This window comes from Prosthecobacter sp. (assembly GCF_044222345.1).
Lineage (GTDB): Bacteria > Verrucomicrobiota > Verrucomicrobiia > Verrucomicrobiales > Verrucomicrobiaceae > Prosthecobacter.
Map to the genome: position 1 here is coordinate 71,704 of NZ_JBGANL010000006.1, position 24,759 is coordinate 96,462.

19 protein-coding genes and 9 tRNA genes are annotated in these 24,759 nt (G+C 58.9%); 9 read left to right on the forward strand and 19 right to left on the reverse strand.

Annotation, left to right across the window (positions count from 1 at the left end):
• Positions 1-37: 37 nt before the first annotated feature.
• Both ACILSL_RS05530 and ACILSL_RS05535 read left to right on the forward strand, forming a co-directional pair.
• Positions 38-862: an amidohydrolase family protein gene (locus ACILSL_RS05530; protein WP_395731008.1), complete on the forward strand. Its 825-nt coding sequence runs from the start codon at positions 38-40 to the stop codon at positions 860-862.
• 97 nt (positions 863-959) lie between these two features.
• On the forward strand, positions 960-1,877 hold the full coding sequence (locus ACILSL_RS05535; protein WP_395731009.1) for a sugar phosphate isomerase/epimerase family protein: 918 nt from the start codon (positions 960-962) through the stop codon (positions 1,875-1,877).
• 75 nt (positions 1,878-1,952) lie between these two features.
• On the opposite strand, the gene ACILSL_RS05540 is transcribed toward ACILSL_RS05535, so the two are convergent.
• The 11 genes from ACILSL_RS05540 to ACILSL_RS05590 all read right to left on the reverse strand — a co-directional run bounded on the left by ACILSL_RS05540 (position 1,953) and on the right by ACILSL_RS05590 (position 7,704).
• Positions 1,953-2,558: an HNH endonuclease gene (locus ACILSL_RS05540; protein WP_395731010.1), complete on the reverse strand. Its 606-nt coding sequence runs from the start codon at positions 2,556-2,558 to the stop codon at positions 1,953-1,955.
• Positions 2,559-2,726: 168 nt separating this feature from the next.
• Entirely contained in the window at positions 2,727-3,329 is a 603-nt protein-coding gene (locus ACILSL_RS05545) for an HNH endonuclease (protein WP_395731011.1), read from the reverse strand.
• A gap of 3 nt (positions 3,330-3,332) precedes the next feature.
• On the reverse strand, positions 3,333-4,751 hold the full coding sequence (locus tag ACILSL_RS05550; protein ID WP_395731012.1) for an RtcB family protein: 1,419 nt from the start codon (positions 4,749-4,751) through the stop codon (positions 3,333-3,335).
• A 133-nt stretch (positions 4,752-4,884) separates the two neighbouring features.
• A complete protein-coding gene (locus ACILSL_RS05555; RefSeq protein WP_395731013.1) occupies positions 4,885-5,661 on the reverse strand; it encodes a nucleotidyltransferase domain-containing protein in 777 nt (258 codons plus the stop codon).
• A gap of 339 nt (positions 5,662-6,000) precedes the next feature.
• A tRNA-Glu gene (locus ACILSL_RS05560) sits at positions 6,001-6,077 on the reverse strand.
• Positions 6,078-6,141: 64 nt separating this feature from the next.
• Entirely contained in the window at positions 6,142-6,966 is an 825-nt protein-coding gene (locus ACILSL_RS05565; protein WP_395731014.1) for a hypothetical protein, read from the reverse strand.
• 67 nt (positions 6,967-7,033) lie between these two features.
• Positions 7,034-7,109: transfer RNA gene (locus tag ACILSL_RS05570), tRNA-Arg, on the reverse strand.
• 7 nt (positions 7,110-7,116) lie between these two features.
• A tRNA-Leu gene (locus ACILSL_RS05575) sits at positions 7,117-7,191 on the reverse strand.
• Between the two features lie 9 nt (positions 7,192-7,200).
• Positions 7,201-7,276, reverse strand: a tRNA-Gln gene (locus ACILSL_RS05580).
• Positions 7,277-7,284: 8 nt separating this feature from the next.
• A tRNA-Ile gene (locus tag ACILSL_RS05585) sits at positions 7,285-7,359 on the reverse strand.
• Positions 7,360-7,628: 269 nt separating this feature from the next.
• Positions 7,629-7,704: transfer RNA gene (locus tag ACILSL_RS05590), tRNA-Thr, on the reverse strand.
• Positions 7,705-8,050: 346 nt separating this feature from the next.
• Between ACILSL_RS05590 and ACILSL_RS05595 the strand changes: the two genes are divergently transcribed.
• A complete protein-coding gene (locus tag ACILSL_RS05595; protein ID WP_395731015.1) occupies positions 8,051-9,238 on the forward strand; it encodes an MFS transporter in 1,188 nt (395 codons plus the stop codon).
• 253 nt (positions 9,239-9,491) lie between these two features.
• On the opposite strand, the gene ACILSL_RS05600 is transcribed toward ACILSL_RS05595, so the two are convergent.
• The 5 genes from ACILSL_RS05600 to ACILSL_RS05620 form a co-directional block, all read right to left on the reverse strand.
• A tRNA-Asn gene (locus tag ACILSL_RS05600) sits at positions 9,492-9,565 on the reverse strand.
• 8 nt (positions 9,566-9,573) lie between these two features.
• Positions 9,574-9,648, reverse strand: a tRNA-Ala gene (locus ACILSL_RS05605).
• 9 nt (positions 9,649-9,657) lie between these two features.
• Positions 9,658-9,733, reverse strand: a tRNA-Asp gene (locus ACILSL_RS05610).
• A gap of 1,419 nt (positions 9,734-11,152) precedes the next feature.
• The gene (locus ACILSL_RS05615; protein WP_395731016.1) at positions 11,153-12,085 is read right to left on the reverse strand and encodes a metal ABC transporter substrate-binding protein; all 933 of its coding nucleotides are present in this window, start codon (positions 12,083-12,085) and stop codon (positions 11,153-11,155) included.
• A gap of 52 nt (positions 12,086-12,137) precedes the next feature.
• Entirely contained in the window at positions 12,138-13,175 is a 1,038-nt protein-coding gene (locus ACILSL_RS05620; RefSeq protein WP_395731017.1) for an A/G-specific adenine glycosylase, read from the reverse strand.
• 73 nt (positions 13,176-13,248) lie between these two features.
• Here ACILSL_RS05620 and rnhC point away from each other — a divergent pair, with 73 nt between their 5' ends.
• From rnhC to ACILSL_RS05650, 6 genes are all read left to right on the forward strand, one after another.
• Complete coding sequence (gene rnhC / locus ACILSL_RS05625) at positions 13,249-14,187, forward strand: ribonuclease HIII (protein WP_395731018.1); 939 nt, start codon at positions 13,249-13,251, stop codon at positions 14,185-14,187.
• An 86-nt stretch (positions 14,188-14,273) separates the two neighbouring features.
• On the forward strand, positions 14,274-14,612 hold the full coding sequence (locus ACILSL_RS05630) for an HU family DNA-binding protein (RefSeq protein ID WP_395731019.1): 339 nt from the start codon (positions 14,274-14,276) through the stop codon (positions 14,610-14,612).
• Positions 14,613-14,709: 97 nt separating this feature from the next.
• Positions 14,710-17,826 (forward strand): c-type cytochrome, encoded by a 3,117-nt coding sequence (locus ACILSL_RS05635; protein ID WP_395731020.1) that lies wholly within the window; start codon positions 14,710-14,712, stop codon positions 17,824-17,826.
• A 100-nt stretch (positions 17,827-17,926) separates the two neighbouring features.
• Positions 17,927-18,889: a hypothetical protein gene (locus tag ACILSL_RS05640; protein ID WP_395731021.1), complete on the forward strand. Its 963-nt coding sequence runs from the start codon at positions 17,927-17,929 to the stop codon at positions 18,887-18,889.
• A complete protein-coding gene (locus tag ACILSL_RS05645) occupies positions 18,804-19,868 on the forward strand; it encodes a hypothetical protein (protein ID WP_395731022.1) in 1,065 nt (354 codons plus the stop codon). The genes ACILSL_RS05640 and ACILSL_RS05645 overlap by 86 nt, the downstream gene beginning before the upstream one ends.
• A gap of 8 nt (positions 19,869-19,876) precedes the next feature.
• Positions 19,877-20,659, forward strand: coding sequence for a DUF1080 domain-containing protein (locus tag ACILSL_RS05650; RefSeq protein WP_395731023.1), 783 nt, complete (start codon positions 19,877-19,879; stop codon positions 20,657-20,659).
• Between the two features lie 172 nt (positions 20,660-20,831).
• Here the strand turns inward: ACILSL_RS05650 and ACILSL_RS05655 are convergent, their stop codons facing one another.
• From ACILSL_RS05655 to ACILSL_RS05665, 3 genes are read right to left on the reverse strand one after another with little or no spacing between them, the layout of a single operon-like run.
• Complete coding sequence (locus ACILSL_RS05655; protein ID WP_395731024.1) at positions 20,832-22,289, reverse strand: hypothetical protein; 1,458 nt, start codon at positions 22,287-22,289, stop codon at positions 20,832-20,834.
• A 21-nt stretch (positions 22,290-22,310) separates the two neighbouring features.
• Entirely contained in the window at positions 22,311-23,312 is a 1,002-nt protein-coding gene (locus tag ACILSL_RS05660) for a leucine-rich repeat domain-containing protein (RefSeq protein WP_395731025.1), read from the reverse strand.
• Positions 23,313-23,357: 45 nt separating this feature from the next.
• Positions 23,358-24,755: a DUF1552 domain-containing protein gene (locus ACILSL_RS05665; protein ID WP_395731026.1), complete on the reverse strand. Its 1,398-nt coding sequence runs from the start codon at positions 24,753-24,755 to the stop codon at positions 23,358-23,360.
• Between the last annotated feature and the right edge of the window lie 4 nt (positions 24,756-24,759).

The window sequence follows — 24,759 nt, forward strand, 5'->3', positions numbered from 1 at the left end:
TGCTTTTCACAGCCCCTGAATCGTTCAAACTACCGGCATGAATCGCCGGAATTTCATGCTGACCTCCAGCGCCATGCTCGCAGCCACATCCCTGCGCGCAGTGGAAGAAACGAAACTCACTGACTGCCATGTCTATCTGGGCTCTTATCCGTTTCGTCAGCTCGAAGCAGAACATCCACAGGAATTCATTCAGCGCCTAACTCGGCGCGGAGTCACCGAAGCCTGGGCAGGAGCCTTTGAAGGCCTGCTGCGGCGAGATGTGGCGAACGTGAACCGCGAGCTCGCCCACTCCTGCCAAAACTCCATTCTTCGTCCCTGCGGCACCATCAATCTCTCGCTGCCAGACTGGCAGGATGACGTCAAACGCTGCGCTGAAGAGCACGGCATGCGAGTGATCCGCCTGCATCCGAACTACCACGGCTACGATTTGCAAGCACCTGCCTTTCGCCAATTGCTTCCCCTCGCGGCAAAGCACCGTTTGCTGGTGCAACTGGTGGTCCAGATGGAGGATGAACGCACCCAGAACCCGCAGGTGCGTGTGGCACCGGTCGATCTCAAGCCGCTCTCAGGCATCCTGAAGGAGATGAAGGAATCACGCATCATGCTGCTCAATGCCAATGCCGCCATGCTGCTCCGCCATTTGCAAGAATGCCCGAATGTGTGGATCGATTTTGCGATGATCGAAGGCGTGGGCGGCGTGGAAAACCTGCTCAAAACTTGGCCTCTGGAGCGACTCGTGTTCGGCTCATTCGCCCCCGTGTTTTACTGGGAGTCTGCCCGCCTGAAAATGCAGGAGTCTGCGCTCAGTGCCGCGCAAACTGCGGCGGTGCAGTGGCAGAGTGCATACACCCTGCTCGCCTGAGATCCTCTGTGATGGTGCGTTTTGTCAAAGCCAAACCTTGCGATCCTGCCCTCTGCATCCATCAATCCTACCCACCCGTATCCCCATCCCCCCGACCATGATCAAACTCACCGGCATCGCAGACGAAGCAGGCGCATCTTTGGATGTGCAAATCCAGGCCCACCAGGAACTCGGCTGGGACAGCATCGAGTCACGCATCGTCGAATTCGACGGAGTGAAGGGCAACCTGCATGAGATTCCCGAGGCCACCTTCGAAAAGGTCGTGGCACGCCTTGAAGAGAAAAACATGAAGGTCAGCGGCTTCGGCTCCCTCATTGGCAACTGGGCCAAGAAAATCACCGACGACTTCAGCATCACCGAGGCTGAGATCAGCCGCGCCATCCCGCGCATGCAGCGCCTCGGTGCCAAGCTGATCCGCGTCATGAGCTACGCCGTCTGCAAAGACGAGTCCGGCAAGGATCTGGAAGAGCAGTTTGCCCCCGAGCGCATCAAGCGCATGAACGAAGTGAACAAGCGCTTCGCCGATGCCGGTCTCACCGTCGTGCATGAAAACTGCATGAACTGGGGTGGCATGAGCCCCACCTACGTGAAGCGCATGGCCGAGGCCGTTCCCGGCATGAAGTGGGTCTTTGACACCGGCAACCCCGTCTTCATCGACGACCGCGACAAGCCCGGCCACAAGCAGGACGCCTGGGAGATGTATCAGGCCATCAAGCCCTTCATGGCTCACGTCCACGTCAAAGATGGCATCTGGGACAAAACCAAGAACGACGCCGTCTACACCTTCCCCGGCGAAGGCGAAGGCCAGACCGAGCGCATCATGAAGGACCTCGTCGAAACCGGCTACAATGGCTACATCAGCATCGAGCCGCACGTCGCCGTCGTCTTCCACGGCGCAGGTGCTGCGGATGATCTCTCCCCTGAGCAGAAGGCCAAGGAACAGTACGACAGCTACATCAAATATGGCCGCATGCTGGAAGCAATGCTGAAGAAGGTGGGCGCCAAGCTGAGCTAGAGCTTTACCACTAAAAAATTCGTCAAGGGCAGGAGTCGCTCACAAAGCTCTCCTGCCCTTTTGTCTGTTCAGCCCTTACACCTCAAACACGCCGGTCCCGCCCGCGAGAAACATCTCCCAGTCACGCACTCGGTGGTGGTTCTTGATCAGATGCGTCACCGGGATCTCGCGTGGCACCGTCGGACGGCGCAGGAGTTTCAGCCCCGCCTCCTCCGGCAGTTTGTTTCCCTTGCGGCTGTTCACGCGGCGGTCTGCCAGCACACAGTTTTCCCAGTTGCTCGCCCCACCACGGGAGACGGGAACGATGTGGTCGATGTTGCCCTCATGCGGTCGCAGCTTGCGGCCGGTGTACTGGCACATGCCGCCGTCGCGCTCCCAGATCGCCTTGGCACAAAATTTGGGGCGGCGCTTGGGCACTTTGTCAAAGCGGGCCAGCACCAGCACGGAGGGGACTCGAACAGGCCCATGCACGGTGCCGATGCTGTTGTCGCCTTCACGCACTTCCAGCTTCAGCCAGTCCTCCCAGGTCACAGGTCGCATATCACCCGCAGCTTGGATATCGAGCGCGGTCGCATTGCCCGCCGCCATCATGCTGAAGGACTCAATGGGCGTTTTAGAGTCGATGGCCTGCCAGTGCCGATTCAGCACCAGTACGGTCGTTTTGGTCAACGTTTCATTCATGCACAGCTCCTAAGTTGGAATTTCGGCACGAAGGAACTCGCACTCGAGGTGCTCGCTCCTTGATGTTGGACTCCTATGCTGGCGAGTCTTGGCCGTTTGCCAAGTGCCAAGATCGTTTCTCCGCCTCAAAACTGCCCAAATGCCGCCGGGTTGCCCCGGCGGCACAGGTCATTTGGCCAGAAACATCTCCCAGTCCCGCACCTGATGCGTGTTGCGGATCAGGTGGGTCACGGGCAGCTCTCGGGGCACGGCTGGTTTTCGCAGCAGCTTCAGTCCTGCCTCTTCAGGCAATTTGCTGCCTTTGCGGCTGTTGACCCGTTTGTCCGCCAGCACGCAGTTTTCCCAGGAGGTGGGCCCGCCACGGGACAGCGGCACCACGTGGTCGATGTTCCCTTCGTGCGGGCGCAGCTTGCGACCGGTGTACTGGCACAGGCCGCCATCGCGTTCCCAGATGCCGCGCACGCCGAACTTGGGCCGCTTCTTCGGCACTCTGTCATAGCGGGCAAGCACCAGCACTGAAGGCACGCGCACCGGACCATTCACGGTGCCGATGGTGTTGTCGCCTTCACGCACCGGGAGGCCCAGCCATTCCTTCCATGTCACCGGGCGGATGTTTCCATCCGCTTCGATGTCGAGCGCTGTCGCCGCGCCGGTGGCGATCATGCTGAAGGCCTCCAGCGGCGTTTTCACGGCGATGGCCTGCCAGTTGCGGTTGAGCACCAGGACGGTGGATTTGGTGAGGAGGTCTTTCATGCCTTTCTTGAACTTCATTTGTTAATCTTCTGCTTTCTCTCCAGCCGGACACATCTTGACGATGCGCGGCTCAAACTTGCCGAGCACCTCGACAAGATCTGTCTGCGCGGCCATGACGCTGTGGATGTCCTTGTAAACACCCGGGACTTCATCAAGACCGGCGCTGAGCAGTTCGACACCTGCGGCGGCGAGCTGTCTCTTCACATTTCCCCAGGCAAAGCTCTGCAGCGCCTGGCTGCGGCTCATCACACGGCCTGCACCGTGAGAAGCGCTGTTGAGTGACTCGGGTTTCCCCTTGCCACGCACCACAAAGCCCGGCGTCGCCATCGAGCCCGGGATCACGCCCAGCACTCCTGCGCCCGCAGGTGTGGCACCTTTGCGGTGCACGATGACTTCACGGGATTCGCCGTTCACCACATGCGTCTCCTTCCAGGCGAAGTTGTGGTGGTTCTCGATGTCGAGCATGACATGAGCACCCACCTTCTTCGCGATGTGCTTGTGAATGAGCGCATGATTCGCCTCCGCGTAGCGCCCCATGAGGTTCATGGCCGCCCAGTATTCCTGACCGGCCTCTTCCTCAAAGGTGAGCCACGCTAGGTGCTGCATCTCGTTCGGTAAATCATAGCGTCGCTCCATGGCGATGCGGCTGTAGTGCTGACACACCTGCGCCCCCACACCGCGTGAACCGCTGTGGGAAAGCAGCGCGATGTACTCGCCCGGCCTGATGTCGAAGCCCGACTCCTTCAACGCGACGGCGTCATCTGCCGAGACGCTGAATGCGCCAAACTCCACAAAGTGGTTTCCTGAGCCGCTGGTGCCAAGCTGCGCCCACGCCTTGTCTTTATGACGACGGGTGATCGGAGACACGTTCCAGTCTTCGTCCATCACATCGTGCTGACGGCGCTGCTTGAACTCACAGCCCATGCCAAAGCGCGTTTCACTTTCGATGATGTTTGCCAGGCGGCCTTTCTGCCCCGCAATGGTGCCGGCCTTGCGGTCATAGACCGTGAGGCGCATGCGGCACGCAATGTCCACCCCGACGGCGTAAGGAATCACACAGTCCTCCGTCGCCAGCACGCCACCAATCGGCAGGCCGTAACCTGAATGAGCATCCGGCATGAGCGCACCCGCCACGGCGACGGGCAGCCCACAGGCGTTCGCCAGCTGCTGCACCGCACTGGCATCGAGTCCGACGCCCCATTGATGCCAGGGAGCAATTTGATCGCGCTGCTTGTAGGCGGGCGCATAGAGATCACGAGCGAAGGCCTCCCGCATAGGATCGCCGAGGAATGATTCCGGCTTGGAGATGATGGCGCCAAGTTCTTCCTCCAGGCGCACGAAATCTCCGCCCTGCGTCATGAAGTTTGCGACGAATTCCATGCCGGACCTGAGCGCCGCCCCTTGAGGCACGCCAAGCTGAATGAGGTCTTGAGTTTTCATGTTGTGAGTCAATTTGAATGCTGAAATGCGGGCACGGCCCTCCCGGCAGCGGTGTTCGTTCTTGGCAGAAAATGGCGGCCTGGAAGGTGTTCAGCCCCTCCAGGCCGCCGTGGTTGGTTGATTGGTTGAGATCTCAGTTCCGCAGAGCGTAGCGCCGGAAGAACAGATCTAGTTCGTCCAGGTCACCGATGGAGTCCTCTGGATCGTTCAACGCCTTGAGCCTCTGCAGTTCCGCGACAATGAAGCGCGAAAGCACGGCATCGGGCGCAGACTTGCTGAGTTCATCACCAGCGCGCTTGCGGACCAGAAGAGCCTCCAGTGCAGCGCGGACTTCGTGCTCATCGAGCACGGCATCCACCAGTTCCTGAAAGAGCATGGGAACCTGACCAAGCGAACGCTCGATCCAGCGGCAGGCCAGCAGCGGCCGGAGGACGTAGAGATACTTCTTCAGGCTCACCTGATCCCGGCCTTCCAGATAGCTCTTCCAGTTGCCGGATGCCATGTGCAGGTAGTGCGCAAAGCAGCGGAGCGGCGAATAAAACATCCCGGCCAATTCCCCGAACTCACGGGTGAAGTCCGGATCGTGATGATACACGACGGGGGACTTCATCCATTCAAGGAGCGGCGGATTGCTCTTCCGCAGTAGGCGCAGCGCCTTGCGCAATTCCCAGCCACTGACATCGAGCTCGTCCGTCAGAGGTTCCTCGATGACATCGCGCCGGCTCTCGATGGAGAGATACCATTCACGACGGTGCACATACAGAAAGCGCACATCGTAGTCGCTGTCTTGGGACGCAAAACCCCAGGCGCGGCTGCCGCTTTCGCAGGCATAAAGCACGCGGACGTCCTGTTCGGTTTCGAGGCGGGTAAGCGCACCGCGCACGCGCTGGGAGACTTCATTGTTTTTCATGGGAGTTTTCTTTCTATGGGATGGCAGGTTAAAAAAGTGGTCGGTCCACAGGGACATGCACCCTGCTATGCCGGTTAAAAGCCGGCTGCTTCGCTGTCTAAGCTTTGGACCGTGAAGGCATGAGTTGAGAATGAAGCCCGCACTGGGATTTGTTTGAGGCTCTCTGCTTCGTGATTCCCAGATCATGCGAAAGGGTGCTCGCGGCGGAACGCCATGCGCGGAAGCGCACGGTTCCACGCGAAGCCTTTTTGCGTAGGCTGCGTAGCAGCCAACTTGCACCCGCACTGCCGACGCTCTCGACATCGAGCCTCTGCTGTTGGGCTGCATGAGCTATAAAACTGGCAACCCTGGCGGGATTTGAACCCGCAATAACCCGATAGAAAGTCGGGTGCCTTGGCCAGTTAGGCGACAGGGTCATTTGAAAAATGGCGGAGCGCCGAGGGCATGCTCCTCATGCCGCACGATGGCGGCACGATCTCATTAGCACCGCATGCTTGCGCGATAGCGCATTATAAAGGCGAAGCCTATGTCGCATAGCTGCGCAGCAGCAATCCCGGCACGCTTGTCCGGTTGGTCTTCCTTGTTGAAAGAGGGAGGTCCGAAGTTGTTCCGCATGAGTGCGGAGGCAGAAAAGGCGGCACCGTCATATGCCGTCTTCTCTGCCTCCACATCTCCTGCGATGGCTGCACGCACTCGTTTTTGCGCCAGGCGCTCGACCCGCTTCTGACGCGTGGCGGAGTCTTTCCAGCGGCGAATACCGAGCAGCTTGTGCAACCGTCCTGACCGCTTTGGATTGCGCAGAATGTCTTCGATTTCGCTGAGCCTGGAGTCACCCTCAGAATCGCAGACTGGCAGTTCATACACCATGCGCGGAACCACCTTGAGTTCAAAAAGCTGCGGCCAGCGGAAGCGCCAGGTGTGCTCCCAGACGCGTTGCTGAAACACATGCTCCACCATAAAATAGTGCTTCCATTCTGCTGGAAAATTGCTCCGCCTCCGCCGCCATGGCTTGATACGCTGCAGCGGTTGATCCAGCTGCTGCAACTGGTTGCGCCGCCGCCGCATGGTTGGCACGAAACTGCGCTTCCAGTGGTATTTGATCACATTGATCTCCTTGAGAATGGCGTTGAGCACGGCGGCGTCAGACCGTTCTTTGGCTGCACTGGTGAGGAAATAGCAGCGCATCCAGCCACGCTGAATAGGATGCTCCAGCGCCACTTTTTCAGGAAAGCGCCTCCAAAGTTTCCTGCGCTCGCGATCAAGTGCGAGAAGTTGTTTTTCCTGAATGTCTTGTTGGGTTTTCAATGGATGATGCTGGTTTTGTACGATTCGATTTTTGTCTTTGAGGTCGGCCTGCACGGCGCCTTAAATCTGGTGCTCCCGGAAGGACTTTCTCCTCCAGCCTCCGCGTTCGAAGCGCGGTGCTCTATACATTGAGCTACGGGAGCCTTGAAGTGGTGCCCATGGCAGGACTCGCACCCGCACTGGACCGCTTCTGAGGCGGTTGTCTCTGCATTGGACTACATGGGCATTTTAAACTGGCAGCCTCGGGTGGATTTGCACCACCAACTCTCCGCTTCAAAGGCGGATGCTCTGCTGATTGAGCTACAAGGCTACTTTGATTGGTCGGTCTGGCTGGACTTGCACCAGCACCCTGCGGGTTATGAGCCCGACGCTCTACTGTTAAGCTACAGACCAATAAAAATGGTCGGATACCCCGGTGCTGCCCCGGGCGTGTCTTGGTCCCAAACCAAGCGAGAACGGCTGGCTCTCTCGTATCCGATGAAATGATGGACGCGCGCCCCAGACTTGCACTGGGTAATGCGGTTTTGCGGACCGCTGACTCGGCTCTTTGTCTTGCGCACGAAATACATAAAATGGTTCCCTCAACCGGTTCTGCCCCGGCACCGCTTCGTTCACAACGAAGAATGCTGCTGTTACACTATGAAGGGAGTGTTGAAATGGAATGGATCCTCCGGTGAGATTCGCGCTCACATAGTCCGATTTACAAGATCGGTGCCTTTCTAAGTCGGCCACGGAGGAGTTTTGGAAAGTGGTGCGGCATGTCGGTGCTGCCCCGACGTGATGGGTTTGGAAGACCCGCATGTTGCTGTTACATCAATGCCACGAAAAATCTGGTCGCTGGAGTTGGTAGCGCGCCAACCTGTGCGGATCTTCAACCCGCCGCTCATCTGTCTAAGCCATCCAGCGTTATCTAAAAAAGTGGTCCCTCGGCGTGGTGACGCTCCACGGTCTGCCGGTTATCGACCAGCGGCTCTGCTGTTGAGCTACAGAGGGATGAAAAAGGCATGAGTCAGAAATCCTGTGCCACTGCACGCAAGCCAACAGCGACAAACAAAGCTTCTACACCAGACTACCGTGCTCAAAAATGCAGGCCTCCAACACTCCAACTTTTTCCCACCGCCTCCTGCTGGTGACAGCCTATCTGGGCTTCATCAGCCTTGGGCTGCCAGACACGCTCATCGGCGTGGCCTGGCCTTCGGTGCGGGATTTTTTCGGCCGGCAGCAAAGTGACATCGCGTGGATCTTCTTTGGTGCGGGAGCCAGCTATTTCGTTTCAGGTTTGCTCACGGGAAAACTGCTCAAGTCATTTGGCATCGGTCGCCTGCTGGCAGGGAGTAGCTTGCTGGTGGTGGCGAGCGCCTTGGGTTATTCGGCAGCGCCAGCCTGGGCTTTGTTTGCAGCCTGTGCACTTCTGCATGGTCTTGGCTCCGGTGCCATTGATTCCGGGCTGAATCATTATGTGGCGAATCATTTTTCCCCGCGACACATGAACTGGCTGCATGCCTGCTACGGCATTGGCGCCACTCTGGGGCCGCTGATCATGACCTCCGTGCTGGTCTCGCTGGGATCATGGCGGGCTGGCTATGCAACGGTCGGCTCTTTGCTTCTCCTTTTAGCAGGCCTGTTCCTTTACACTCGAAAGCTTTGGGGCACTCCAGGCGAAACAACGGATGCAGCTTTGGAAGCAGAGGCGTCCGTGGGCATGTTTGATACCTTAAAACATACCGGCACATGGGCTCACATCGCGCTTTTTTTCATCTACACAGGTCTCGAGGTCACCGTGGGCCAATGGAGCTTCACGGTGATGACGGAGGCACGCGGCATGAGCAAGGAGACCGCCGGAATGTGGGTCACGATTTATTGGGCAAGCCTCGCCGCTGGTCGTGTGGTCTTTGGTTTTATCATCGAGCGGCTGGGCATCGATCTGCTGCTGCGCCTGAGCATGCTGGCAGCGGTGACAGGCACCGCGCTGTTTGGGGTAAACCTGCCTTTCTCAGCTGGAGCGCTGGCACTTACTGGTCTGGGGCTTGCCTCCATCTATCCCTGCCTGATGACACGGACGCCCCAGCGGTTGGGCAAAGGGCGTGCAGCCCATGCCATCGGCTTTCAAGTCAGCGCGGCGATGGTAGGGGCTGCTCTGTTTCCGAGCGCCTGCGGATGGCTGGCACAAACAAGAGGTTTGGAAACCGTAACTTTTGCCACACTTGCCATGGCGAGCGGTCTGCTGCTGATTCACGAAGTCTTGCTGCGTTTTGAGCGCAGGCTGTCTTAATTGGCGGAGCACCAGAGAATCGCACTCTGGACGCCTTGATAGGGCGCAGCGGTTTTCGAGACCGTTTCCTCGTCTATGCCGGACGTGCTCCTTATTGAAATGGTGCCCACACCAGGAGTTGCCGCTTCTGCGGCTGTGCAACTACTGCTCCGCACCACATGATTTTGTGCTATCGCGCAGACCGCTGCACCTGGAACCACGGCCGTTAGAAGCGGCGTATGCAATTCTGTTACACCTTGCGGGCATTGAAAATTGGCTCCTCGGGTTGGAGTCGCACCAACGCTTCCGCTTTAACAGAGCGGCATCCTGCTGCTGGATCACCAAGGATTCTAAAATGGTGGAGCCGGACGGTAACGCTCCGTCTCTTGCTGGGTGCAAACCAGCCGTGCTGTCTTCTACACTACGGTCCCATGAAAAACTGGCGGTCCGTGCGGGCTTTGCTCCCGCGACCCTCCGCTCGACAAGCGGGCGCTCTGCTGGCTGAGCTAACGGACCTTCTAAACTGGTGGAGCCGGACGGTAATGCTCCGTCGCCTGCTGGGTGCCACCCAGCCGTGCAGTCTTCTACACTACGGTCCCATGAATTTGGACGCAGGGGATGGAGTTGCACCAACCAAGACAGGCTTATGAAACCCGTCAGAGCACTGGCTCTCCCTGCATTTTGAAAAAGTAAAAACACCCACGAAGAACACGGGGACCGCCACGTTGGGCCGTGTGCGGCATATGAAGTTGCTGCCGTGCACCCCGTGTTTCGTGGGCATGAATGAATGGTGCGGCGTCACGGTAACACTCCGTGCGGGCTCTGGGAGCACTGGAGTTACAGTCCAGGCCGCCCCTTTAACGATCTACCGCCGTATTCTTGATTTGGAATAAAATGGCACGGCGGGTGAATGCCATACCGCGTGAGCGGTTGCTTCCACGCGAAGCCTCTTCGCATGGCGCGCAGCGCAATATCGCGCCCACATCTTCGGGTTTTGGAAACCCGTGCATTGCTTGTCTGCCACCGCCGTATTGGAAAATCTTCCCGTTCTGCCATTCAAGGACACGGAGACGGCCTCGCCACTGTGCACACTCTCCCAAGGTTACACCACCTGTTACCGTGCTCCGCGCCCTTGAATGGCAGATCAGCCTCTTGTGGAGGTGATCTGCCAAATAAAGAACGAACACCGCTGCCACGCACGGGATGGAGTGTTGGTTACTCCATCGCTGGCGTCGCACCCGCAGGTATTTCACGGCGGATGTTTCGGTGTTTATGGCACACCTCCCGGGGAAGCCGTTTCGTGATGTCAAAAATGGGCAATGAATTCCCGCATTCCTCGTCTCGACGTAGGAATATTGCGTATTCGATGGCTGCTTCAGTTGACATTCGGAAGGAGGGTGCAAACCTGTGTGAGGTCTTGCTCTTGCGTCTCTAAACGACTCCTCCGGGAGTCAGCTTGGCTGGCCTTGCCCCGGTGTCCGTTAGCGCGGATGCCGGGGTTTTTTCGTGCTGTGGGGAAGCGGTCAAAGGACCGCAGGTTCAATCAATGAGTATGGAAAAGGGGTGTGTGGTTTGTTTCGCGGCCAAAAAAAAGCCCTGCTGCCTTGGAGTGGGCGAGCAGGGCTTCCTTGGGAAACTGGCCTTCGGGGGCCTAATGGGGTGTCAAAGCACCCTGCTCGCTATATCTCTTTGTTGGGAGACTCCAATCTTGTGCTGGATAGGCGGCCATAAAGCCATGATCCAATATCGCACACACGATCGCCCCCCGACGCTCGGTCAGCGCGGATGAGTTAAGATGTGTCTGGTTGGTTTTCATGGCTTGTGATGAAGGTGACGAATGATGACACAGCCTCATTAGGCCGTCAACACGATAATCTATATTTTTCTTATTCGGTCGAGTTCCAGATGTGTTTTCACACCTAAAACTCTTACACGTCACTGAAAGGCCTTCTCCATCGCCTCCACATTCGCTTTCATCACGGTCATGAAATCACCACTCGCGGGCACATTGCCACAGGGATCAAAGACCACACTCTGAAGCCCCAGTGCCGCGAGCTTGTCAACGTTCTCCTTGCTTGGCTCGCCTTCCCAGATCATCCACCGCGCGCGGTGACCGGCAAGGACCGCACTCAGGTCGTTGAGTGCTGTGGCATCCAGCACGGTGTCGGGCTCCCAAAGGACAGACTTCACATTCAATCCATACCGACGTGCCAGATAGTGGTAGACCGGGTGCGAGGCCACCAGCGGATACTGCACCAGGCGACGGCTAAGCGTGCTCATCCGACCATCGAGAGCCTCCAGCTCATCCTTCAGGGCTTCCGTGTTCTTGCTGATGGAGTCTTTGGCCGCGGGCACAAGTTTCGCCAGGGCGTCACCCACCGCCTGCGCCTGCAAGGAGGCCTGCTTGAAATCGATCCAGGTGGTGAAAGCGGTACCATTGTGGCTGTGCTCGCCGCCTGGGCCATGGCTGTGGGTGGTAGCATCGCGCACTTCAATGTAATTGTTGGCAAAGGCGGCGGAAGTATCCACGACCTTCGACTCTGGCAGCGTGACTTTGTCCGCCCACTTCGAGTAGCCGGCACCGTTCATGAGAATCAGATCGGTATTTTGAAATGCCGTGATGGCGGCCTCATCCGGCTGCCAGAAGGCAGGGTCCTCGTCTTTCGGTGCCAGAAAGCGCACCTCGACAGCGTCTCCCGCGAGACGTTGTGCAAAATACTGCAGCGGGTAGTTCGCCACCAGCACCTGCGGTTTGCCGGATTTCGCGGCAGGCTGAGCCGCCGGGGTCTCAGCAGCTTTTTCCGCCGAGGGTTTGCAACCCGACAGGACCATGGCGAGGCAGGAGAAGAGAAGAGTGCGCTTTTTCATAAAGGGTTATGGCATCTGGTAGGGCATGGGAAGTCAATCGCAAACTGACAATTCAGGCACTGAGCCGGAACTCCCCGCGCTGGAGGAGGTCGTTCAATGCCTTACGATACGGAGCAGGCATGGGGGTTGATTCAAGTTCAGCCACGGGGATCATCCGATGCGTATCAGGCCATTCCCCTGTTTGCACATGCGGTTCATGCACCCAGAGCGTGACCTTGTAGCGCGTGATGCCATATTGCATGCGCAGCAGCACGGGCGGCGGTGAATCCTCATGCATGGGGTGCAGCGCAGGCAGCTTCCACAGACCGGTGCGGCGTTTGCCGGTCTCCAGTTCCAGCAACACCCCCGCGCCGGTGCGCAAAAAAATGACGCGCTCTGTGACGGCGGTGATCTGCTGCCGCGCATGCTTCACAGGCAATGCCTCGGGTTCAGTCGCCCGGCATTGGGCGCGCACCGGGCATAGATCACAGGCTGGCTTCGTCGGTGTGCAGTGGGTTTGCCCCAGCTCCATGAGCGCCGAGTTCAGGGCACGCGGATCATCGGTCGCCTGCACCAGGGCTGTCGAGCGTTCCCACAGCAGCTTCGTGCCGGCGGTGGAATCCACCGGCGTGGCATCATTGTAGATGCGCGACAGCACCCGCGCGATATTGCCATCCACAATGGGCTCCGCCAGACCAAACGCAAAGCTGGCAACCGCACCCGCCGTGTACGGCCCCACTCCCGGCAGCGCGAGAATGACCGCCGGATCACATGGAAACACCCCGCCATGCTGCGCCATCACCTCCTGAGCAAGCCGCTGCAGATTGCGCGCCCGCCGATAGTAGCCAAGTCCCTCCCAGATCTTGAGCACCTCCTCTTCACGCGCAGCCGCCAGCGTCTTGAAATCAGGAAACCGCTCCAGCCAGCGGGCGTAAAAACCACGGTCCAGCACCGTCGCGATCTGCGTCTGCTGCAGCATCACCTCGGCAATGAGAATGGCATACGGATCACGCGTGCGGCGCCAGGGATAATCACGCGCATTGTGCCCAAACCAGTTCACCAGTTCCATGGCGATAGCTTGGGGATCGGGCCTGGCGGTTCGAGAGGGCATCGTGTCCTACTTATGAACGATCCGGCGCATTTTTCATGAGTCTTTCGCCACTCCTGTGATTAAAATCACGCCCATGCCAGCCCTGACAAGTTACACTCACGCTCTCACCACCACTCAAGCGGCGAAGCTGCGTACCCTGCTGGAGGAACGTGGCTTTGACTTCCAAACTAAACCCTACTGCCTTTACGCCGCCGCCAGATCCAAGGTCAACGTGTGCGTGTATGAGAAAGGCCCCAAGATCGTCGTGCAGGGCAAAGACACCGAGGATTTCATCACGAACCTGCTCGAACCCGAAGTGCTGGGGGAGGCAAAACTCGGCTATGAAGAGGTGCATCATCCTGAGATGTTTCAGCCCCACATCGGCGTGGATGAAAGCGGCAAGGGCGACTTCTTCGGGCCGCTGGTCATTGCAGGCGTGTATGTCGATGGCGAGGTCACGCGCCGTCTGCGTGACGCTGGCGCGGTGGACAGCAAACGCATCAGCAGTGATGCACGCATTTTCAAGATCGCCGCCGATATTCGCAGCATTCCCGGCCTTGCCTGGGAGGTCATTGCCATTCACCCCGATCGGTACAACGAACTCTACGCCAAATTTGGCAATCTGAACCGCCTCCTCGCCTGGGGGCATGCCCGGATCATCGAAAACCTGCTCGAACGCGTCCCTGGCTGCCGGAGGGCCATTTCAGATCAGTTCGCCAATCCCGCCGTGCTGCAGCGCGCCATGCAGACCCGCGGCAGGGAAATCGAACTTGTCCAGCGCACAAAGGCGGAAAGCGACCCCGCCGTGGCCGCCGCCTCCATTCTCGCACGCGAGGCTTTTGTGGGCTGGCTGAAGTCTCAGGGCCAGAAACTGGGCGTCGAACTTCCCAAAGGAGTTTCAGATGGCGTGAAACAAACGGCCGCCACTCTCGTAGAACAGCACGGCAGCGACATTTTGCCCAGGCTGTGCAAAATGCACTTCAGGACTTCTTCTGAGGTTTTATCGCGGATAGTTTCGGATCCTCCCAAATAAACCTACTGATTCAATCGTAGGTATAGACGATAATTCGACACAGAAATTAGTTGCACCCTATTAATCGTCTCGCTAGTCACCTTATTATGACCACGATCACCAAAAAAGATTTGGTTGCGGAACTCAGCAACGCAACGGGAATCAAGCATGCCGACACTCTGGCCATGGTGGAGGCCTTTATGGAGCTGGTTTCGAAGAATCTAGCTGAAGGCAACGAAGTGACGCTGCGCACTTTCGGCACCTTTGACCTTCGTGTGGCGCGCGGAAAAATCGGCCGCAACCCAAAGCAGCCGAATTCTGAGGTGATGATCCCTGACCGCTGTGTCGTGCGTTTCAAGCCCAGCAAGGAGCTCAAGTCCCGTGTCGCGGCTCTGTCCGTGCATAAAATGCACAACGGCGTGGCCCTGAACGGCAATCACGCTTAGTTCCTTGCCGCTCTGGCCTACCCTTCAGTGGCCGTTAGTCAAAAGCTTCGTTATCGCATGCAACGTCAGGTGATTTGGTGCGTACTTTCCGCCCACCATGTTGCCTCGTATTCTCCCCACGTTCGCCGCTTTCGCCCTCCTGCTGAACACCGCCTCCGCCGCACCGCAGTGGATCTGGCTGTCCAAAGATGGCAACAAAGACCCGCAGGTCACCTTCCGCTATCGCTTTGAAGTGCCGGCCAAGGTGCAGTCTGCTACCTTGGAACTCACCTGTGACAACGGCGCAGATGCCCTGCTGAATGGTCAAAAAGTTCTCACCAATCCCGACTGGCAGGAGCCCACGAAGGTGGACGTCAGCAAGAATCTCAAGCTCGGGGCGCAGAACGAAATCATCGTCAACGGTCGCAACAAAGGCGGCTTGGCGGCACTCATTGCCCGCCTCACCCTCAAGCTGCCGGATGATGCAAAGCCCGTCGTTGTGGAAACCACGAACAAATGGGAGGCCACCAAGACCGGCACCACTGCCTGGCAGCCCGCCCTCGTCATCAATGAGTATGGCAAAGGCCCTTGGGGACTAGCGCTGGATGGCAGACCGGGTGGCGGCAGAAACAGCGGTCCTGCAGAAAGCATCGCTGCATCAGAGATCACCGTGCCCAAGGGCTTCAAGGTGGAAAAACTCTACAACGTGCCCAAGGACCAGGAAGGCTCCTGGGTGGCGCTCACCGTCGATCCAACGGGCCGCCTCATCGCCTGCGACCAGTACGGCTCCATCTACCGCATGGGCGTTCCTGCCATCGGCAAAACCGAGAACCTCAAGCCGGAAAAGCTCGCTATCGAATTGGGCAAGGCCCACGGCCTGCTCGCCGCCTTCGACAGCCTCTACGTCATGGTCAATGAAGACGGCAAGAACAACGGCCTCTACCGCCTGCAGGACACCAACGGTGACGATCAATACGACAAGACCACCAAGCTGCACACCATGGCCGGCGGCGGCGAGCACGGCCTGCACAGCATGACCGTCAGCCCGGATGGCAAGCGCATCTTCTTCAACTGCGGCAACCACACCAAACTCCCCGAGGGCCTCACGGACAGCCGCCCAGCCAAGATCTGGAGCGAAGACCACATCCTTCCCCGCATGTGGGACGCCAACGGCCACGCACGCGGCATCCTCGCCCCTGGCGGCTACATTTGCAGCATGAACCCCGATGGCAGCGGCCTGGAGCTCTTCTGCTACGGCTTCCGCAATGAGTTCGACATCTGCTTCAACGACCAGGGCGAACTCTTCACCTACGACGCCGACATGGAGTGGGACATCGGCAGCCCATGGTACCGCCCCACCCGTGTAAACCATTGCGTCAGCGGTGCGGACTACGGCTGGCGCAGCGGCAGCGGCAAGTGGCCCAATTATTACCCTGACTCGCTGCCCACCACGCTCGACATCGGCCCCGGCAGCCCCACGGGTGTCGTCGCCGGCACCGGTGCTAAGTTCCCTGCCAAATACCAGCACGCCATTTTCATCAACGACTGGACCTACGGCACCATGTGGGCCATCAGCCTGGAAGCCAAAGGCGCCAGCTACGCAGCCACCAAGGAAGAATTCGTCTTCGGCAAGCCCCTTCCCCTCACCGACGTCGTCATCCATACGCAGGACGGTGCCATGTACTTCGCCGTCGGTGGCCGCAAAACCCAGTCCGGCGTCTATCGCGTGACTTATGTGGGCGATGAATCCACCGCTCCGGTCAAAGCGCAGCCTCTCACTGAGGACTTCAAACTGCGTGCCTCCCTTGAAGCCTACCACACCGGCAAGGTCGATGCCAGCAAGGCCCTCCAGGACGCCTGGAGCAAGCTCAGCCATGACGACCGCAACGTGCGCTACGCCGCCCGTGTCGCGATTGAAAAACTCCCCGTCGCGCTGTGGCAGGAAAAAGTTTTCAGTGAAACACAGCCCGTTGCCTTGATCGAAGGCCTCATCGCCCTCGCCCGTGTCACCGGAGCCAAAACCGGCAACGAAGGTGGCAGGCCCGCTGCCAAGCCCACCGGCACATCCTCGGAGCCTATCAGTTTCGTTTCCCCTGAACACGCAGAACTCCAAGGCCGCATGCTCCTTGCCCTGGGCAAGCTGGTGGGGGCCAAGCTCACGCTGGACCAGCAGTTTGCCGCCCTGCGCACTTTGGAGCTCATCCTGATCCGCCTTGGCAAGCCGGAGGCCGACATCTGCGCACAAATCTCCACCGCGCTCGATCTCGTCTATCCCACGGAAAATCCCTTCCTGAATCGCGAACTCTGCCAGATCCTCGTCGCCGTTGATTCACCAACCGTCGTCTCCAAGACCCTCGCCCTGATGGCCACCGCCAAAGACGACTTCCAGGAAGTCGCCACGGATGCCGTTTTGAGCCGCAACGAAGGCTACGCCAACGCCGCCCGCGCCGCCGCCGGCAGCCGCCCGAACGCCCAGCAGATCAGCTACATGTTTGCGCTCCGCAACGCCACCGCAGGCTGGACCCCTGAGCACCGCAAAACCTTTTTCTCCTGGTTCCCCCGCGCCCGCACCTGGAAGGGTGGCAACAGCTTCAAAGGCTTCATCGAAAACATCCGCAAGGACGCCCTCGCCACCTTTGTGCCAAAGGAAGAACTCGCCGCGCTCGACACCCTCAGCAACAAGGTCGAAGCCAGCACCTCCATCCCCAACTACGTCGCACCCAAAGGCCCCGGCAAAAACTGGACGGTCGATGAAGTCGTGGCCCTCACCGCCGGCGGACTCAAAGGCCGCAACTTCACCAATGGCGAAAACATGTACCGCAGCATCATGTGCGCCACCTGCCACCGCTTCAATGGCGACGGCGGCAGCATCGGCCCCGATCTCACCGGCGTCGGCAACCGCTACACCATGCGCGATCTCATGGAAAACATCGTAGATCCCAGCAAGGTCATCTCCGACCAGTACGACAGCCACGAGATCACCAAGAAGGATGGCAGCATCATCATCGGCCGCATCGTCGTTGAAGAGAATGGCAAGGTCTTCATCATGACCAATCCCTTCGCCCCCAACGACCACATGGCCATCAACGAAAGCGACATCGCCAAGAAGGGCACCCGCAAAGTCAGCATGATGCCCCCCGGCCTCATCAACTCCCTCAATCAGGACGAACTCCTCGACCTCATCGCCTACCTCACCAGCGGCGGCAATGCGAAGGACAAGGCGTTCGCCAAGTAGTCCAGTTGCGCCGCAACTGGATCCACGGAAGGCCGGCGCTTTGCCGGCCTTCTTTTTTCCTCTGTTCAAGCCAGATCAATGCTTGTAGGTGGACCTGCATATGCAGATCTTTTTCACGCAAGGCATTGCTGTCCTATGTTCACAGGCTCCGGAGCTGGGCTCGCTGCGCCATCTTTTTGAGCGACAGGGCTTCAGCATTGCGACGGATGAAGACGCCGCAGAATGGCCGGAGATGCAAGGTGCCGGCTTCACGCTAAAAGCCGACTTTGAAAGCAAGGCGTCCGTTTCGGTGGACATCTGCAACTTCCCCTGGCCGGATGACATGGGTGCCGGTGAAAAGCCGACACTGCTGACTTCCGCCCACGCTTTGGGCGCCTTTGGCCCGTTCGTGCAGCCCGGCGCATTTGCACGCGCGCTCCAGGCCCCCGGCTACAAAGCCGGAGCCATGATGGCGCATGAGCATCGGGCTTTTGTGCGCTTTCGGGTGAGCCACTTTTTCAACACCGCTGCAGGGGCTGATGCCGAAGAGCCCCGACAAGCGCAGCCTGAAAATGCCCAACCCGCGCAGGAGCTTGCGTTTCTGGTGCGGGCCGCCGCTGCGCTCGCCGAACTGCAGGAGGCGGTGGCCTACTTCAACCCGAACAGCGAACTGCTTCTGCCGATGGAGGGGCTGAGTGAGCTTTTAAACAACGCCCTGGAGCACAAGACTTTCCCAGTGGAGGCCATCGCGCGCCTGCGCGGATGCGCGGTCGAAGAAAGCTGGTCGTTTGTGGATTCCATCGGCATGGCACAGCTGGGGCTCTGCGACCACGAGTTTGCATGGGAGGATCCCGACAACACTCGCGCTGAGCAGATCCACTTCCTGGTCGATTTTCTCCACTACCAGGCGGACAACGCCGTGGAGATCAAAAACAGGCATACCACGGACGGACCGCATCAAAGGCTGTGGCGGGGGGGAGGAGCGCGAAAACTCCTGCATGGAACCAGACCGGAAGGTGCTGCACTGGACCGTGGAGGGGGCTGCGGCAGAGCCAGATGTGCTCGCCGGGAAGGCGTCTGCTGAAGTGTCCAACCTCCCCTCTGAAAATGAGATGACGCCCGAGCTCAATGCCGCGCTGTCCAAGATCGAGGCATGGCAGCCGCTGAAGGAAACCATCCGCGCACGAGCCGTGAACTGGCTGCTCTCTCCGGAGTTTCGCACCGTCTACTATGATGATGCCCATGTGCCTTTTGCGATGAAGGTGGCGCTGGAAAAGGAGATGCCCCGAAAAAAGGCCCAGGAAACATGGGAGAAGCTTCAATATCTGGGGCAGCAGACTCCAGAGCTCTGGGAGCAGTATCAGCAGCTGGCCACTCAAGGCCAGGTCTGGTTTGCCGTGCCGCTGATGACCAATCCCTCCTTCAGGACCGAACCTCATGCCCTGCTGCCCTGTGGCGTCATTGTGGCCACCGAGCAAACCAGCACGGATATCCTGCTGGCCGGAGTCTTCGGCATGGTGGCCTACGACCTCTACTCGGGGGCCGGTGATGATAAAAAATTCCCAGGAACAGCGCGCATCATGTCAGACGACAGCTACCGCCTGTTTTACCGGGAAGCTTTTCCCCTCAGTGAAACCCAAGGCAGCCACTTCACCCTGCTCTGCTTGCTTTTGCGCAAATCGTGGATGCCACCGGAGGATGTGCCCTTCATCCCGCTCTTGGCGATGCCCGGGCCGCATGGAGCCGTGGTGCAGATCCCGTGGCACATCGCCGCCGGCACGCCCCCACTTCCAGGCTCGGTGGAGCCGGGGCGCTTTGCCGAGATTGCCGCATTTGACCGGATGGCAGATCAAATGCTGGAAGAGCAGAGGAAGAAAAACCAAGGCTGCGTCGGGCTCCTTCGCAAGTGCTGGACTATCATCTATTACATTTGTCTCGCGGTGTTTCTGCTGAGCATCCTTTCCGCTTTGGTCGTGACCATTTTTGAAAAGCTCTCCGGCTCTAAAAAAGCACCTGAACCACAAAAGAGGGCATCGCCAGCCGTATACTCCAGCCCCAAGTGAGCCCTGCCATGTACCGAATCCCCGCCCTTCTATCCCTGTTTCCTATCCTGGTCATCGCCGCAGAACCCGCCCCGGAAAAGCCCTTCACCCCCGGCGGCATCTATCGCGAAGGCGACATGCAGCGCCCTCGCCCCACCGTGATCACACCGCCCACGGCGACCACAGCACCGAGCGATGCCGTCGTCCTCTTTGATGGCAAAGACCTCTCCAAGTTCATCCGCAAACCGCGCAAGGACGACCCTGATCAGAGCAACGTCCCAAACTGGAAAATCGAAAACGGCTATGCCGAGATCAAACCCAAGGGCGGAGACATCGAGATCAAAGACAAATTCGGCTCCTGCCAGATCCACATCGAATGGGCCACGCCCGCCGAGGTCGTGGGCAAAAGCCAGGGCCGCGGCAACAGCGGGGTGCTAATCCACGGCTGGGGAGAGGTGCAGGTGCTCGACTCATACGAAAACGACACTTACCCCGACGGTCAGGCTGGTGCCATCTACCACAAATATCCGCCGCTGGTGAATGCCTGCCGCAAGCCCGGCGAATGGCAGAGCTACGACATCATCTGCGAATGCGCCAAGGTGGATGCCAAAGGCGCAGTGCTTCAACCCGCCCGTATCACCGTCCTGCAAAACGGCATCATCGTGCAGCACGCCGCTCCCCTCGAAACCAAGATGCAGGAAGTGGTCTTCGCCCTCCAGGATCACCACAACCCCACCAGCTACCGCAACATCTGGGTCCGCCCCCTCCACCGCTACGACGAAAACGCCAAGAACGCCGAAGCCGCAAAGTAACACACGCCTTCAATTTGCAGACAGCGTGGCCGAGCACTGGCTCTGCATAGTGGTCCGCACAGTCCTCTGTGCGGCACGCGAGTCCCCCGATGCACGAGCCCGCATACTACCTCCAAAGACACCTATGCGATTTGCCGACATGTTTGGCAGCAGAGCAAGCCCCACCCCATACCTACTTCTTCCCCGCCACCGGCTTCCTCAGCTTCTCCGTCACCATCTTGTGCGTCTCCTCACCGATCCAAAGATCCGCGCAGCTTGACGGTCTGCCAGGCAGCTCGCCCGTTCGGTTGAAAAGCACCACGTCGCCTGCTTTGACATCGGCCAGCTTCACCTGCTGATCCCCCTTCCACACACGTGTCGCATCACCCACAGCGAGAATCGCACTCCCAATGTCCTCAGGCCGCTGCATATCTCCGTTGTAGTCCTTCACCAGCGGCAGTTGCCACGCAATGTGCAGCCTCTTCCCATTCACCGCCGTGATGCGTGCCGTGGTCGCATTCGCACTGCAGTGGCTGAATTCGTCACTGATGAAGCTGACGCGCGTAAAGGCACCCTTCTCATCTTGATAGAGATGAAAGCGGTACCGCTGGCCCTTGGGCAGTTGCTCAAATCGGACGTCAGCACCGAGGTATTTGATCGCATGTGGCTTCGTCAAAGTGAAGCCCACTTTCTCTCCCCCCAGCTCGGCCAGGAACTGACCGCCGCCATTTTTCACGTCCGCCTCCACCAGCTCGCCAAAGACCACGTGCTCGGAAAAAGGCGGCGGCTTCACACCCTCCTTGAGCTGATACCACGGCAGCTTCGCGTTGCTGTAGTCCGTGCGGAAAGGAAACTGCTCCGGATACTCCTTCGCCACGTTTTCGACCAACTCCTGGTTCAGCATGCGCCCAAAGCCGTAGCCCATCAGGCTTTCGCCATAGAACTGATCCTGCACTTTCCATCCCGTCAGGAAAACGCGCACCACGCGCCCGCGCCGAAACCCCTCCAGCATGTTGCTCACCTTCACCGTGATCTGCACGCCGCTGCTGCCAAAGCATTCGGTGGGCACCTTGTTCACTTCCGTGATGGAGCAGCCTTCGCCGTCCACACCCGGATTCCACGTGCGCAGTTCGTCGTTCGCCACACAGAGCTTGCCGCCTTTTCCCACGGCAAGCAGTTCGCCATAGGCAGTCTGAAACGCCACGGGATCACCGCTGAAAAACGTCAGCGTGACGGTGCTGCCATCCGTCTTGTCGATCCACCCCGCAATGCCGCGCTTTTCGGTGAACTCACGAAACTTCTTCAGTTGCGCCGCATCCGCAGGCTGCCCGTCATCTGTCGTGACTAGCTGCGTCAGCTTCCCATCAGCATCCGGCAGCATCACAAACGTCATCTGGGTTCCCAAAGGAACCTCACGCAGATCCGCCTCCACACCCCTATATTTCATGATCGCATACGGCGGCATGAAAAACCGCGTCAGCACACCGTCATCCGCCCTGAACTCCCCGCTCCGATGGATGAAGTCCAGCGCCAGCAGCTCGCCATGCACGCGTTTGGCATCAGCGAGGTTGGCAAACTCATGCCCTGCCCCCACGGCGAGGCTGGAGAATGAGAGAACAAAGGCAAAAAGCGGTGCACAGAGGGTTCGCATGAGGTGTCGGTTAAAGCAGGGTCACTTGAATTTCACATCCACCTTCGGCAGCAGCGCCTTAATCTTGGCCTGCGTCTCTTCCGGGTAGCCCTTCTGACGGTCGATAAACTTGAGCTCCTTGAGAAAGGCAAAACCCTGCAGCAGCGGCAGACGCTCATCGGGCATGGCCGGGCTGCCAAGCTCCAGAGATTCGAGCTGCGTCATCGTCGCCAGCACCTTAAGGTCATCGTCGGTGGTGGTCTTGCAGTTCGTGAGCGTCAGGCGCTTCAGCGTCTTGATCTCTTTGATGATCGGCAGCGACTCCGATTTATCGAAGCCTTCGCCCAGTTGCAGGTAATCAAGCGGCAGCGCCGTGATGTTTTTCAGTGCCGCAGGAGTGGCATGCGCCCCCAGCTCCAGCCCCTTGAGCTTCGTCAGCTTCGCCAGATGCGGCGCGCCGGCATCCGTAAACTTGGCATGCGCCAGGCTGATGCTTTCCAGGTTCGGCAGATGATCGCACAGCTCCTTCAGCCCCTCGTCGTCGATGCTGCTGCCACGATGGCTCACTTTGACGAGCTTGGTAAAGCCCTCAAACTTCGCATAGGCACGCCCGGTGATCTTGGTGCCCACAAAGGAGAACGATTCCAGATTCTTCAGCCCCGCGAGCTGCGCCATCCCGGCATCCGTCAGCGACCCATTGTTGGTAAAACGCAGCACCTTGAGGTTGATCAGCTTCGCAATGTGCGGCATCCACTCATCATTAAACTTGGTGGCGATGATATTCAGCGACTCCAGCGTGCTGATATGCCCCAGATGCTCAAAAAAGGCCGCGTCATACGGGTCTTCCTTGCGGTGGTCATGCGGCCCGGTGTTTGGCACCGCCAGATCCACCAGCTTCAGGCTCTGACCATCTTCCGTCTTTTCGACCTTGCCCTTGGCGCCCTCCACGATCTTGGTCACAACTTCGACATGGGGGTCCAGAGCAAGTACGGGAGCGACTGCGGACAAAGACAGCAGAAAGATGAATGAGAGAGATTGTTTCATGAAGAGTGGTTGGAAAAAGAATTGAATGCGTTGAAAGCTTTTTGATCACACGATCTCACTGACCGGCCCCAGGCTGTCCACGAAGGTCTCCGTGTTCACCTCCATCTTCTGCAGCATGGTCAGCATCACATTGCTCAGCCTTGCCTTGCCGTCCTTGGGCTTGCCGCACAGGCTGCGCCACTCGTCATAGCTCAGCGTGTAGTCTTCTTTGAGATGCGGCCGGTTGTAGTCGATGTGCTGGCCATGCTTGAGCCCGAGTCCCTTGCCGCCTGCAAGCAGGATGGGCAGGTTGCTGTTGCAGTGGCTGTGGCCGTAGCTCATGCCGCTGCCAAAGAGCACCATCGTGCGGTCCAGCAGCGGTTCGTCGCCGTCTTTGACCTCGCGCAGTTCATCGAGGAAATGCGCAAACTGCTGCATGATGAAGGCATCGCTCTTCGCCAGACGGTCCAGCACCACCGGATCGCCGTTGTGATGCGAAAGATTGTGCCGTGCCTGCGTGATCTGGATCTCAGGAATGGCCAGCCCATTGCCTTCGCTGCCGTTCATGTAGGTGACCACACGCGTCATGTCCGTGCGCAGCGCCAGCACGATAAGATCAAACATCGTGCGCCAGTACTCGCCGGCCTGCGCCTTCGGCACATCGCGCTGGAAGGGTGCCGCCAGATTCTTTTCGACCACAGGCTTCGGAATATCGAGCCAGGCATCCAGACGCTCCGTGCGCTGCTCCACGTCACGCACGGCGTGCATGTATTCGTCCAGCTTGGTGCGGTCATCCGTGCCGAGCGCCAGCCGCAGTGACTTCGCGTCATCGAGCACGGCATCCAGCACGCTGCGGCGCTTGGTGAGGCGCGCTCGCTGCGCTCCAATGCCCCCCGCTTCCTCGCCAAACAGGCGGTTAAAAATGATCTTCGGATTGTCATCCGCCGGCAGCGGCACACCATCGCGTGAGAAGGCCAGCGTGTTGGAGTTGAAAGGCTGCCCGGTGCCTGTGGAGATGGAAAGCTCCAGCGAATTAAAGCGCGTCTGCTGCCCCACCACCTCCGCCATCATCTGGTCGCAGGAGATGGTGTTCTCGTATTTGCGCCCGCCCTGCGCATCGATCTTCGCCCCCGTGAGCCACGTGTCCGCACACACATGCGCCTGACCCAGGCCGTTCGGATGATGAAGCCCGCTGAAGACCGTGAAGTCTTCCTGATGCTTCGCCAGCGGTTTCAAGGAAGGCGAAAGCTCATAGCCACGTCCAGCCTTCGTGCACTGCCAGGTCATGCCATTCACGCCATTGGGAATGTATACAAACACACTACGGCGCGGCTTCGCCGTGGCAGCAGCACTGGCGCGCAAAGGCACCATGGCATCCAGCAAGGGCAGCGCCATGGTGGTGCCGAGGCCGCGCAGGAAATGACGGCGGTTAAGGAGCCAGCGTTGGGATTGGATGTTGCTCATGGCG